10 protein-coding genes are annotated in these 12,775 nt (G+C 33.9%); 6 read left to right on the top strand and 4 right to left on the bottom strand.

The features are described from left to right. Positions 1-2 precede the first annotated feature (2 nt). On the bottom strand, positions 3-2,324 hold the full coding sequence (locus FGM02_RS05980) for a chondroitinase-B domain-containing protein (RefSeq protein WP_139957397.1): 2,322 nt from the start codon (positions 2,322-2,324) through the stop codon (positions 3-5). 19 nt (positions 2,325-2,343) lie between these two features. Then, positions 2,344-3,318 carry a polysaccharide lyase family 7 protein gene (locus FGM02_RS05975; RefSeq protein WP_139957396.1) on the bottom strand — a complete coding sequence of 325 codons (975 nt, stop codon included), beginning with the start codon at positions 3,316-3,318 and terminating at the stop codon, positions 2,344-2,346. A gap of 264 nt (positions 3,319-3,582) precedes the next feature. On the opposite strand from FGM02_RS05975, the gene ric reads away from it, so the two are divergent. From ric to FGM02_RS05950, 5 genes are all read left to right on the top strand, one after another. Continuing rightward, a complete protein-coding gene (gene ric, locus FGM02_RS05970; protein WP_139957395.1) occupies positions 3,583-4,311 on the top strand; it encodes an iron-sulfur cluster repair di-iron protein in 729 nt (242 codons plus the stop codon). A 170-nt stretch (positions 4,312-4,481) separates the two neighbouring features. Then, complete coding sequence (locus FGM02_RS05965; RefSeq protein ID WP_139957394.1) at positions 4,482-4,802, top strand: VOC family protein; 321 nt, start codon at positions 4,482-4,484, stop codon at positions 4,800-4,802. A gap of 14 nt (positions 4,803-4,816) precedes the next feature. Beyond that, positions 4,817-5,815, top strand: a complete 999-nt coding sequence (locus tag FGM02_RS05960; RefSeq protein WP_139957393.1) for a family 16 glycosylhydrolase — start codon at positions 4,817-4,819, stop codon at positions 5,813-5,815. A 28-nt stretch (positions 5,816-5,843) separates the two neighbouring features. Next, the gene (locus FGM02_RS05955) at positions 5,844-6,200 is read left to right on the top strand and encodes a Zn-dependent oligopeptidase (RefSeq protein WP_139957392.1); all 357 of its coding nucleotides are present in this window, start codon (positions 5,844-5,846) and stop codon (positions 6,198-6,200) included. 96 nt (positions 6,201-6,296) lie between these two features. After that, on the top strand, positions 6,297-7,328 hold the full coding sequence (locus tag FGM02_RS05950) for a family 16 glycosylhydrolase (protein WP_139957391.1): 1,032 nt from the start codon (positions 6,297-6,299) through the stop codon (positions 7,326-7,328). A gap of 68 nt (positions 7,329-7,396) precedes the next feature. Here the strand turns inward: FGM02_RS05950 and FGM02_RS05945 are convergent, their stop codons facing one another. Both FGM02_RS05945 and FGM02_RS05940 read right to left on the bottom strand, forming a co-directional pair. Beyond that, positions 7,397-9,337 (bottom strand): FAD-dependent oxidoreductase, encoded by a 1,941-nt coding sequence (locus FGM02_RS05945; protein ID WP_139957390.1) that lies wholly within the window; start codon positions 9,335-9,337, stop codon positions 7,397-7,399. Between the two features lie 35 nt (positions 9,338-9,372). Further along, positions 9,373-11,010 (bottom strand): sulfatase, encoded by a 1,638-nt coding sequence (locus tag FGM02_RS05940; protein WP_139957389.1) that lies wholly within the window; start codon positions 11,008-11,010, stop codon positions 9,373-9,375. A gap of 197 nt (positions 11,011-11,207) precedes the next feature. Between FGM02_RS05940 and FGM02_RS05935 the strand changes: the two genes are divergently transcribed. Beyond that, positions 11,208-12,755, top strand: a complete 1,548-nt coding sequence (locus FGM02_RS05935; protein ID WP_139957388.1) for a helix-turn-helix transcriptional regulator — start codon at positions 11,208-11,210, stop codon at positions 12,753-12,755. Positions 12,756-12,775 lie beyond the last annotated feature (20 nt).

The following is a 12,775-nucleotide window of genomic DNA, read 5'->3' as shown; positions in this document are numbered from 1 at the left end:
ATTTAGTACATTAATTTCATCTTCAAATTTTCTTCAGTTTTAATTTTTCCTGAATTGCTTAAAGTATTATCAGATTCAATATTATTTTTTGCTCCCCATAAAATAGAAACAAATTGAACTTTATTGTTTTTAAATGTATTTTTAGTAATGTTTACATTGACAATACCTCTGTGATTTAATAACATTTTATTTTTCTCTTTTGCACCACAATTTGTAAATGTGCTATTCGCAATTAAAAGATTTCCTCCAATTGTAGATTCATCATAACCACCTCTATAATAATCAACTACATTTTGTTTTACATTTGTAAAGTTACAGTTGTCAACTGTTAAATATTCTGTATTATAATCTCCCCTATCATTGGTTTCTTCGGAAAGTTCTATTCCATTTTCACAATTAGAAATTGAAGTATCTGTAAAAGTAATTTCTTCAGCAAAAGTTTGTTTGTAAGCTTTTAATACATAATTAAAGTTATTGATTTCACAGCCAGAAACTGTTAGTCCAAAGTGATTAAACATATTTTCTTTTAAACTTGCAAAAGCTAATTGAGAACCAGTACCAGAAAGTACAATGTTTTTTAAAGTTAAAATTCCATAAGGATTTAATTCAAAAGCTGGAGTATTTTCCGCTCCCTCAAAAACAATTTCTGCTTTTTTATCTGAAGAAGATTGAATCGTAATATTTTTATTGATTATTAATGATTTTGAAACAACAAATGTCCCTTCACCTAAAGAAATAAGATCACCATTATTAGCTTCTGCAATTTTAGCCGAAAGATTATCTGTAGTTGCAACTGCAATTGTTTGAGCTTTATAGGCTGGCGCTTCACTTGAATACCAAGTGGCTCCATATTTTGTTTTGTCTAAAACATTTGGATCAGCAATAGTCGCTTTTGTAGTTGCCCCAATAGAATTATTTGAAGCTCTTGAGTTACCCACCAAATCAGTTGTAATCACTTCAAAACCAAAACCATCATAGGGTTTAATTTCATCTGAAAGACTTTTAGGGGTAGATAAGTAGTCGTTAACAGCGGTTAATTCAAAACTAGTTGGAACAATACGTTTTTCATCTTTAAATTTTATGCCTTGATTATTTATAATATTGCTCTTAAATTTTACACCATCAGCTTTATCGTGCTCAATAATAGGATTTTCATCACCAACGGAATTGTAAATTACATTATTTGCGACCACAGTTCTTAAAGGTCTTGCAGAACGAATTTCAGATTTAGGCAAAACCGCCGCCTGTGCAATATTTGTTCCAACACCAAATTGCCATGGTGATTTACAATCTATATAGGTATTATAAGCAACCACAACATCTGTTACTTGGTTGTATCTATTTAATGGCGATTTAGGAATTCCATTCATAATGGCTAGTGGACTTCTAAAGTTTTCTCCTATAATTTTATAGAAATAATTGTTTACAATCCAGTGGCCTGTATTTACAATTCTAATACCTCCATATTGTTCATTTTCGCCATCTCCAATAAAATAATTTCCGTCAATCATCACATAATTTCCATGACGCGTTACAACAGAACCTTCACTTTTATAAAAAACATTGTTTTTAATTTCATTAAAATTAGTCTTACTAGAAATTATTTCAACTTCTCCATTACACTCTTCAAAAAAGTTATTTGCAATGGTCGTATAACTCGGACTCATAGAAGTAAAACTACTTCCTAACTGAATGGTTTCTCCTCTTGCCCCCCCTTTTCTAGGTCTTGGTCCAAAATGATTGTTTACAATTTGATGGTAGTTATTGATACTTTGATTTCCTTTTAAATCTACTCTAACAGTTGGTCCGCCATTTGTTTTACCGGCTAAATAACAATGATCTAATTGGTTGTGTCTTCCGTAAAATTGTACCCAAAGATCATCATTGTCACGTTGTAATTTATTGAAATCGATAATTACACAATCTGTAACTCTACAGTTATTGGCAACATTGTTTTCGTTCGTTCTAAAAGCGATTACATTCGCTGTTGGTGAATACCCATTTCTAAAATGCAGACCACTAACCACCAAATATTCACCAGCAAAAGATAAATTTGAAACACCTTCAATAAAAACTTTACCCTCAGTTTCTGCTTTTAGGGTTATTGGATTTTCTTTGGTTCCTTGTCCTGTAAATTTAATTTCTACATCTTTCCAAACTCCATTTTTTAAGACAATTATAGCACCAGGTTCTGCTTTAGAAATGGCTACTTTTAATTCGGTACTATTTGAAACTAATGTTTCAGGAACAACTTTTTCTGTACAAGCTAAACTGATACAGGCAATAAAAAGAAAAGATAAAATAGCGACTTTGTTAAGTTTCATAGAAAAGGATTTGTTAAGTTTAATGACTCACGGTTAGCGAGTAATATTTTAAATAGGCTTTCGCCGTAGCTTCTGTAGATACAAGATAATTACCCGCCTTGAAATAATTTTCATACGGCCATTTATCCAAACTTACATCTTGAAATACATGTGGTGTTCCATCATTTAATTGAACGCTCAACTTGGCATCTGAAGCTACAATTTTTAAATTGAAAGGCTCATAGCCCACAGAACCAAAATTATGTTTTATATCGGTCCAGGTGGCGCTTGAAGTTTCTAATAAAGCATCACCACTTGTTGTTTCATCTTTTAAAGATTTTTTATAAGCAATGACTTCACCATCTAACCAATATATTTTTAGCAAAGGGGGTCCGTTGTTCGAATCGAAATTATGTTTTGCCATGTCTTCTTCAGAAATAATACCATGAATTTGCATGATAATAGTTCTATGATATCTATTGCTACTTTGCGAATCTTTGGTCATAGAAACCATTTTAAGTCTCCCCTCTAATACACCACCTTCTGCCAAAGTCCAATTTTCTTTGGAATTATTCGGATTGATCAATTCTCTTAATTCTGTTCTAGAATATTTACTATTGGTTGTTGAAGTTGATGGATAGGTATAAAAAACGATAGAGCCATCTGTTGTGTCATCATACATGTAGGGCATAACTGGGGCTAAACTTTGGTAGCCATTATTTACCAACTGCGACGGTTTGTATTCGTCTGGGCTCCCATTGTTGTCTTCGTCTACAGGCAAGGTAACTTTCCAATGCGTAAAGTCAATTGAAGCATATTTTTTCGAAGCTTCTTCAGGCTCCTCTTCTACAACTTCAACCACTTCCTCTTTTTCTTCTTCTTGCTCCTCTTCTTCAACAGCCTCATAATAATCTGGCTCGTCATTAGAATTAGCACAGGCACCTACTAAAAGCACAGGCAAAAAGCCTACAACGATCCCTACTAATAAACGGCATTTCTGTATATAATTCCTCATAAAAAAGTCAAATTAAACTAATTGGTAAACCAGATTGGTTTTCCAAATGTAGAAAGATTTATTCTGATACACAAATATTTAAAAACAAACTTTTCTAGCCTTATACAATTTAAAGCCACCTTAAGAAATAAATTATCAAGTATTTAGCACTTAATTCTTAAAGCATAACCTAGTTTCAAAAATTAGGTTTTTTGGATATTTTTTTTACATTTGCATAATAAAAGATAAAATAGTCTTTTATGTAACTAATAAAAATGTAAAACTATGTTGACAATAACCAAAGAATGTACAGTGGCAGAAATCGTAACAGAAAATATTAAAACTGCAGATATCTTTAAAAAACACGGCATCGATTTTTGTTGTGGTGGTGGTATTTCTATAGCAAAGGTTTGTGAAAAAAACGGCATTGAATACGCCACTTTAGAAGAAGAACTTGCTACTGTAGACACCTACAAAACGCAAGCTCAAAATTATGCCAAATGGAAACTTACCTTTTTAATAGACCATATTATAAATATTCATCATGCCTATGTAGCAGAAACAACATTGATTATTTACCAATACGCAAATAAAGTTGCCAAAGTTCACGGACATCATTATACTGAGGTTATTGAAATAAAGGACCTATTTTTAAAAGTGGCCAATGAACTGACAAGCCATATGCAAGTGGAAGAACAAATTTTATTCCCATATATCAAACAACTAGAAGCTGCTGAAAAAGAAAATAAAAAATTGCAAACACCTAAATTTGGTACGGTAAACAACCCCATTCAAATGATGGAAATGGAACATGAAAATGCAGGTGAAATTTTTAAGAAAATTGCCAAACTCTCCAATAACTACACACCGCCATTAGAAGCTTGTAATACTTTTAAAGCCCTGTATGCGAAATTAAAAGAATTTGAAGAAGACTTGCACCAACACATTCATTTAGAAAATAATATTTTACATCCGAAAGCTAAAAAACTAGAATTAAAACTTCGAAATGCATAAAATACCGCATTTTATTTTAAGGAGGATTCTTAGCAGAAATCCTCTTTTTTTATGCGCAAAAATAGGGCTAAGGTAAAATATGCTGCTTAAAAGGTAAATTTCACCAATTGAAAACTTCTAAATTGAGTTTAATTTGTAAGACTTAAACCACTAACAACAGTTAAAACATTATGGATTATAAATTTAGTCATATCGGCATCCCTACAACAGAAGAAAAAGAGTGGGATGGATTTTACGAAGCAGGAAAAATACATTATACAGAATTTGATAAAGATACCTACGGAATTGAATGGGTAAAATTTGATGCTGACAGTCCGATGCCTGAACTCATGCAAAAATTACCACATGTGGCTTATTATGTTGATGATATGGAAGAAGCGCTAGAGGGAAAAGAACTTTTAGTTCCTACTTTTTCTCCGGGTGAAGGCGTAAGAGTTGCATTTATCAAACACAATGGTGCTCCGGTAGAATTTATGGAAATAAAACAATAGAATTATTCTTTAAAATGAAACAACTACACAAACAAATAGTTTTCTTAGCCTCAGCAAGTGCAATCGTTTTTGCAGCTTCTTGTGGTGCTAAAAAAAACACTGCTGAAAAGACACAAAAAACAGCAAACATCCACCCTTTTTCCGATTTGAGCAACACAGGAAATTGGGTACTGAATACCGAAGTTAGCGACGAATTTGATGCCTCAGAATTGGATGCTAAAAAATGGAGAGTGGTCGGTGAATTTAAAGATGGCAAACCTACTTACGAAAACGAAGATGAACCAGGTAAAACGGAGTGGATAGGAAGAGCTCCTTCTCAATTTTCAGGAAAAAATTATCGCTTAGAAAATAAGATGCTAAAATTGGAAACCAAATGGGAACCCGATTTTCCTTTTAGCAATAAAGTAGACAAAGTAGGCGGTAAAGATATTCCTCATGAAAACATTACCACAGCTTGTATTATAGGAAGAAAAGAATTTTTGTATGGTTATATGGAAATTCGCTGTAAAGCTGCAGATGCTGAAATTTCTAGTGCTTTTTGGGCCACTGGCGGACAAACAGAATTTGATATGTTCGAATTTTTTGGAGATCACAGGCAACCAAATAAAGAAGCCAAAGGTATGGATAAGGAACTTTGGTGGTCTATGCACGATTGGTCTAGAACAGGAAAAGGAAAAACAACTTATACAGAACGTAAAAATTTCGACTTTAGAGTTGCAGACGACTTTCATGTGTATGGCTATGACTGGAGTGAAAACGGCATAAAAATTTATGTAGATGGAAAACTGTTTAGAGATGTTTCTAGAGAAGCTATTAACAATTGGGACGATGTTAAAAATAGTAAAGGTGGTAATGGAGCCGCAGAAAATTATGTGGTCACAAAACCCATTCATATTTGGGTAGACCAAGAAACTTTTCCTTGGCATGGCGTACCAGATAGCAAAGAGGATTTAGGACCCAACGGTCAGGTAGACTTTGAAATAGACTATATCAGAGTTTGGCAAAAACAATAATTAACAATAAAACTTAAAATCAATTAGTATGAAACGTATTTTTTTAACCATCGCATTGATCTTCACATTTGCAACTTCTTTTGGGCAAAATGCCTACCAACAACGACAAACAAAATATTTTGTAGAAGCAGCTGCTACAGAATTTGGTTTGGATGAGGCTCAAAAAACAGAGCTTACAGAACTTCGTTATGAAATGGTTGCAGGTTATGCTGAAGCGTCAAAAAATAAAAAAAGTGGAGCAATAACTCCGGAAGAATTTAAAGAAGATACCAAAGAAATTAGCAAGACTTTTAACAATGGGCTTATTAAAATAACTGGAAAGAAATACCCAGAATTAAGTCCATTTATGGCCCGACTTAGAAAAGAATTAAAAACGGTAAAATAATTCATATCAAAATCACAAAACGATGTCTTTCTAAAAAAGGCATCGTTTTTTAATTGGCAATATTCTTATAAAAGTTCTGTAAACACTTTCTAAAAAATGATAAAAAAAATTCTCTTCTACCAACTTGCTCTCCTAGCTATCTTATTTTCCAATTGCCAAAAGGAAGATACAGTTATTGATGAAACTCCAATTATTGAAAATCCGAAAGAAGACCCAAAGGAAGAAGAAGAACCTGATACTAGATACCCCTTATCAGATCAGGAAAACACAGGGAATTGGATTTTGAATACCGAAGTTAGCGACGAGTTTGACGCTCAAGTATTGGATGAAGACAAATGGCTTATTCAAGGTAAAGGAGGCGTTTTTCAATCAAGATTTGTGGGCCGTGCTCCTTCTCAATTTTCAACAGAAAACGTACGTTTAGAAGATGGAAAATTAAAATTGGAAACAAGATGGGAGCCCGATTATAAATTCATCCCCAGAATTAACAATGGTAAAATGTACGATGTTAACGGAAAAGATACGGTGTATTTCGAAAACATAACAACTGCAGCAATTATTACCAAAAAAGAGTTTTTATATGGCTATTTAGAAATAAAATCGAAAGCTGCCGATGCTGAAGTAACCAGTTCTTTTTGGGCAACTGGAGGCAACACAGAATTTGACTTTTTTGAAATGTTCGGAGATCACCGTCAGACAAACAAAGCTTGGCGAGATAATGAATTGTGGTGGTCTCTACACGATTGGTCTAGTAATGGAAATGGTGGAAAACACACCTACACAGAACACCATGATTTGGGCTTTAGAGTGGCGGATGCTTTTCATGTATATGGTTACGATTGGAGTGCCAACGGAATTAAAATTTTTATTGATGGCGTCTTGTATAGAGATGTGCCGAGAACTGAAATCAATGCTTATGACGACATCACTCATGGGGGTGGAAATGGCGATTTTGAAAACTATGTGGTTACCAAGGCTATTAAAATTTGGTTAGACCAAGAAACTTTTCCTTGGCATGGCGTACCAGATAGTAAAGACGATTTAGAATTTAATAGTCCCGAAAATGAAAAAGAAGATGGAATTATAGATTTTGAAGTAGAATATGTTCGGGTTTGGCAAAAACAATAAATCGGCATAAAAAATTAAATAAAAAGAAGGCTGTCTAATCATTTTAAACAGCCTTTTTTTTGTTCAAATTACGAGTAGCAACGAATCTCAAATAATTTGGCATTTTCATGACCATAGGTTTCTGTCATGTTGAAACGAATTGCCGTAGTTTTAACTTGCTCAAAATTAAACTTGATCAAACGAGTACGGTTATTTTCTAAAGAACCTAATTTTACCCATTTTCCTTCTACACGAACTTCTAAACTTCCTGTTTTTAACAATTCAGGAGGAATATGATTTCTAAAGATTTTATCATTTTTGCTATCCTTACGCATCATAATATTTTTCTTCACGTTGGTATCACATTTTATTTCTACCGCAGCAAGAGAAATTGGAGTCTTCCATTCCATTTGTAAATTCGCAGGTAGACCTTCCGATTGCCAGTGATTTATTTTACCATCAATATCACGAGATATTCCATTCGTTAACTTTTTAGCAGCCCCCGTAGAAGTGGTGGATCCAAAAATTAAACTTGCTTTTTGGGCCAAATCCTTTGGGTCATTTGCAGGCCGCTTGGGAATAAACACGTCATCCCGCATAAGCTGCTCTTGCAATTCATTGATGTGTTTTTGCGCGACTTCTCTTGGCCATATATTTTTATTCACACAAATTGTTGCGGCCGTACCTACCGCCTGCCCCATTAATGCACAAGTTGCCATAATTCTAGAAGAAGAAAGTGCAATATGTGTTTGACTTACATTTCTACCTGCAAATAGTAAATTCGTAATATTTTTTGAATACAAACTTCTAAAAGGGAATTGGTATACTTCATGAAAATGTGCATGAAAATAACTAGGAGGTTCACTAATATTTTCTATTCCACCCGGATTATGCTCATCTAACGACCAGCCTCCATAGGCTACGGCATCCTCAAAATGTTTATGTCCAGTCATGTCTTTTTCAGACACAAAATAATCTCCAACAAAACGTCTTGACTCCCGTCTGCCAGGAATAGAACCTACCCAATCCAAGGCTAAATTTTCTGCTTCCGGAAATTTTCCTGAATTTTTAATATAATCCCAAACCCCATGTAAATAGCCCATTAATTTGTGTCTATTTTTTTCGGCATCTCCAATAATATCACTGTCACTTCCTACTTCAATCCACCAAATACCATCATGAAAAGCACTAAACTTTCTTCTTTTATTGGCACCTTCATGGGTATATTTAATAGCATAAGAAGGTGGTGAATAAGGCATTGGTTTTCCCATATCTTTAGAAGACATCAATAACGAAGACCCCATTTGCCAACCATCCGGCTTATCTGGAGCAAAGGACTCATCATATTCTGCTTTTCCCTCTCTTCCAGTTCTATATTCTGCACCTGAAGTAGCTGCCATCAAACCATCACCTGAACAATCTATAAATACCTTGGCCTTTAAAGTGAATAATTTTTCTGTTGTTAATTGCCAACAAACCACCGATTTTATTTCATTTCCAGACATATTGGTATCAACAGCCTGCGTATTCATCATTAAAGTCAAGTTGGGTTCTCTTACAACAAAGTCATACAAAACATGATCCCATACAGGATAAGATTCTTGTGGATTTTCAAATCGATTGTGTAATAAAATTTCTTCAATAATTCCTGTTTCTCGCTCGGGAAGACCGTTTTTTAAATGATTCACTCCGTTTAAATGAACACGTATCTCACTTGAAGAATTCCCTCCTAAGACAGGGCGATCTTGTACTAAAACCGTTTTGGAACCATTTCTAGCGGCTGAAACTGCCGCACAAATTCCTGCCGCACCTCCACCAACAACGACAACATCATAATCGACCGTAATTTTTCTTTCTGGTCTTCCTTTTTTCCCATTGGCCAACTGAAACCATTCATCTTCTTCTCTATCACTCGTTTCGCTAACGGCTCCAATTCCTTCTTTAACGGAACCACAACTATATACAATGGGGATTAATCCTGCGGCTAAGGCACCTTTTGCCCCTTTTTTAAAAAAATCTCTTCTTTTCATTTCTATAGATTTATATTTTAATTCCTTTTTGACTTTTACTGTACTCTTTTATGAAAATTCCCTTTCCACTCTTTGTCAAAAAGTTTTGTCAATTTTTTCACCAATTTCGTTTCTTCCTCCGCAATATTATTTTTTTCAAAAGGATCATTTTCATGATCATACAACTCAACATACAAAGGCTTCTTTTCTAAATCGCGTCGATCCTTCCATAAAATCAATCGGTATTGTTGGGTTCTCATCGCATAGCCCATTACATGGTTTTCAAAAAGTTCTTTATTCCATTTTGCTCCTTGTTGTTTTTCAATTCTATTTTCTACGGCTTTAACTAGCGGGCCAAAATAAGTTTCACGCATCCCTTGTCTCAATGGAAAAGCTCCCCATTCACGCAAAGCTGGAGTTGGAAATTGGCTAAATGCTGCTTTCTTCCATTTCTTTTTTGGATTCTTAATTAGTGGGACAAAACTTTTTCCTTCCAAATGTTTTGGCTTTGATATATTTGCCAACTCACATAAGCTTGGATAGATATCTACCAATTCTACCAATGCCTCCGTTTTTGTTCCTCCTTTATTTTTTAACATCTCAGGTGTCCAAATTATCATAGGTACTCTAGTTGCAATTTCATAATTCGTTGCTTTTCCCCAAATTCCCATATCACCCAAATGCCAACCATGATCACTCCAAACAACAATGATTGTATTGTCTCTTATTCCCGCGTCATCTATCGCCTGAATCATACGTCCAATTTGAGCATCTACATAGCTTACACAAGCCAAGTAGGCGTGTTTTAATTTGAGTCCTAATTCTTTATCAATAGCTCCTTTCTTTGGAATTCCATGCCGAGTTCTTAACTCAAATGATGGATGCAATCCCATTTCCGCACCTTTGTAAGGCCTGCTATCATTTACATCTAAAGGAATATCTTTAGGATCATACAAATCCCAATAACGTTTTGGAGATACCCAGTTTAAATGTGGTTTTCTCATGCCTAGGGCCAAAAAGAAAGGTTTCTCATTGTTTTGAAGCATTTCCTTCATCGTTGCAATGGCTACCTCTGTATTATAGCCATCGGTATAAGCTTGATCTGGAACATCGGCACATTCATAAGCGGGTCCCGTTCCCAAACCAAATTTTGCTTGTTTACCATACTTGGCAGACATCACTTTTTTATGCTCTCGCTGAATATTCTGGTTTTCTACAAGTGCATACCCACCCGGTGAACTTGGTTTTTTATAACCGATATTATCTGTAGCCGGTTTTCTACTCCACGACAATTCATCATCCAAATCGCCATGATGAAATATTTTACCACAATAGGCTGCTTCATAACCATTAGCCACAAAATGTTGAGGCAAAGTAATTACCTCTGGATTACTTTCTCTGAATTTTATATAATTGTGATAAACACCACTTGTTTCTGGCCTAATCCCTGTTAATAAACTAGCTCTAGACGGACCACAAATAGCTTGCTGACAATACGCTTTATTAAACAATAATCCTTGAGCTGCTAAGGCATCTAAATTTGGTGTTTTCGCTATTGGTGACCCGTAGCATCCTAACTCAGGTCTTAAATCGTCAATACCAATAAATAAAATATTCGGTCTTTTGGCTTGTCCAAACACAGTAGTACTAATGACTAAGATTAGTAGACAAATTGGTTTTCTTAATTTCTTCATGTTTATCAAATTTTATGCTGTACTACGTTTAATGGAAATTTCTATTTTGAATAGAAAAGCAGTATCGGTTCTAAATTAAATTTTTATCTTGTATTTTTATAAAAATCAAGTTTACATAAACTTAACTACTGGCATAAGGCTATAATTCTAAACTTAACATCTTGTAAATAAAAATCAATAAAACACTAAACAACAGCATGTTAATTTTAAAATATTATTTCAACATCTTTATTCTCTTATTTTGCACAACTATACAGTCGCAACAATTAATCAATTTAGAAAAGCTAAAAGAAGACGGTCTAAAAACGACAAAAAAACTTGAAATTTCCTATGAAAAAAACCGTTTAGAAAAAGACAGTCGAGAAACCATAAAAACCTTAGTTAAGCTGAGTCAACAAAATAGAATTGCTTTAGATTATGGTGCTGCTTTTAATTATGCTGGAGAAGCGCTTTTTTTGGCAGAACAACTAAAAGACACTTTGTTAATGGCAAAAACCCATGAAGAATATGGGATTCTAAATTATCTTTTCAAACAAGACAATGCAGCTGGAAATAATTTAAAAAAATCGCATCAATACTTCCTTCAACAAAAAAACAAACTTTCTCCAAAAAGATTTTACAAATCTTACTACAACCTCATACTGTATTACCAAAGAATTGAAGAAAAAAAACTTTTAGCTTCTTATATTGACAGCTGTGAACTAGTTGCAACACAATATAAACTAGATGCTTCTTATCAAATCTATTTAAATGAAAAGAGAGCTAGTATTTTAAAATGGAAAGGACAATTTAGAAACTCCATAAATCTATTAAACAAATCTATTGTGGAGCTAGAACAAAAAGAGCCCGACAATAGTTTTTTAATTATACTATACGGCTCTTTGGCACACATTTACAACACTTTGGAAGATTATAAAAATGCCATTTTATATTTTAAAAAATCGATTCAAACACGGGATCAATTTGGAGAGCATACCTTTTACAAAAGCTATATACAATCTAGTTACGCCTCCCTACTTTTTAAAACAGAAAACTATAAGGAGGCCTACATTAATCTACAAGCAGCAAAAAAAATTACTGATGCTTACTTAAATCCTAGAAATGAAGACACCCAAAGTTTTCTAACTTTAAAAGATCGCTATCGTGATCAATTAGACGAATCAAATGAGCAGATCAATTTACAACGACTTGATTTATCTCAGAAAGAGCAAAAAATACTGCGATTTAGAATTATTATTGGTCTTATTTTATTTATCGTACTCACCGCTAGTTTGCTTATCTATTTTAAATCAAGAACTAAAAAACACCAACAAGAACAAGAAGCTTCTGAAAAGGAAATGGCTTCTAAAAACAAAGAACTAACGTCGAATATTTTACAGCTAATCGAAAAGGAACAAATAATAGACACCTTAAAAAAACACCTTAAACAGATTAGTAAAGAATCGAGTACAAAAAGCTTGTTAAAATCCATCGACAAACAATCCGAAAGCTTATGGAATTCCTTTAACCAAAGATTTACAGCTCAAAACAAGGATTTCTACGAGCGTTTACAAAAAAAAGCACCCAACCTTAGCGCTTCTGAATTAAAGCTCTGTGCCTTGATCAAATTAAATTTTACAGGTCAAGAAATGGCTTATTTACTGGGAATATCTTTAGGGAGTGTTCACGTAGCCAGACATAGATTGCGCAAGAAAATAAACCTTGAACGTAAAATGAATTTGACTACGTTTATCTCTTCTATTTAATTCTGAAGGCTCAAAAAAAA

The sequence above is a fragment of the Flavicella sediminum genome (assembly GCF_006381105.1).
Taxonomy (GTDB): Bacteria; Bacteroidota; Bacteroidia; order Flavobacteriales; family Flavobacteriaceae; genus Flavicella; species Flavicella sediminum.
Note: the sequence above shows the minus strand (reverse complement) of the source record. Positions and strands in the feature narration are given on the sequence as shown.

Coding starts and splice junctions, on each gene's coding strand:
- FGM02_RS05980 (WP_139957397.1), bottom strand. CDS start 2,324: ATGAAACTTAACAAAGTCGCTATTTTATCTTTTCTTTTTATTGCCTGT.
- FGM02_RS05975 (WP_139957396.1), bottom strand. CDS start 3,318: ATGAGGAATTATATACAGAAATGCCGTTTATTAGTAGGGATCGTTGTA.
- ric (WP_139957395.1), top strand. CDS start 3,583: ATGTTGACAATAACCAAAGAATGTACAGTGGCAGAAATCGTAACAGAA.
- FGM02_RS05965 (WP_139957394.1), top strand. CDS start 4,482: ATGGATTATAAATTTAGTCATATCGGCATCCCTACAACAGAAGAAAAA.
- FGM02_RS05960 (WP_139957393.1), top strand. CDS start 4,817: ATGAAACAACTACACAAACAAATAGTTTTCTTAGCCTCAGCAAGTGCA.
- FGM02_RS05955 (WP_139957392.1), top strand. CDS start 5,844: ATGAAACGTATTTTTTTAACCATCGCATTGATCTTCACATTTGCAACT.
- FGM02_RS05950 (WP_139957391.1), top strand. CDS start 6,297: ATGATAAAAAAAATTCTCTTCTACCAACTTGCTCTCCTAGCTATCTTA.
- FGM02_RS05945 (WP_139957390.1), bottom strand. CDS start 9,337: ATGAAAAGAAGAGATTTTTTTAAAAAAGGGGCAAAAGGTGCCTTAGCC.
- FGM02_RS05940 (WP_139957389.1), bottom strand. CDS start 11,010: ATGAAGAAATTAAGAAAACCAATTTGTCTACTAATCTTAGTCATTAGT.
- FGM02_RS05935 (WP_139957388.1), top strand. CDS start 11,208: ATGTTAATTTTAAAATATTATTTCAACATCTTTATTCTCTTATTTTGC.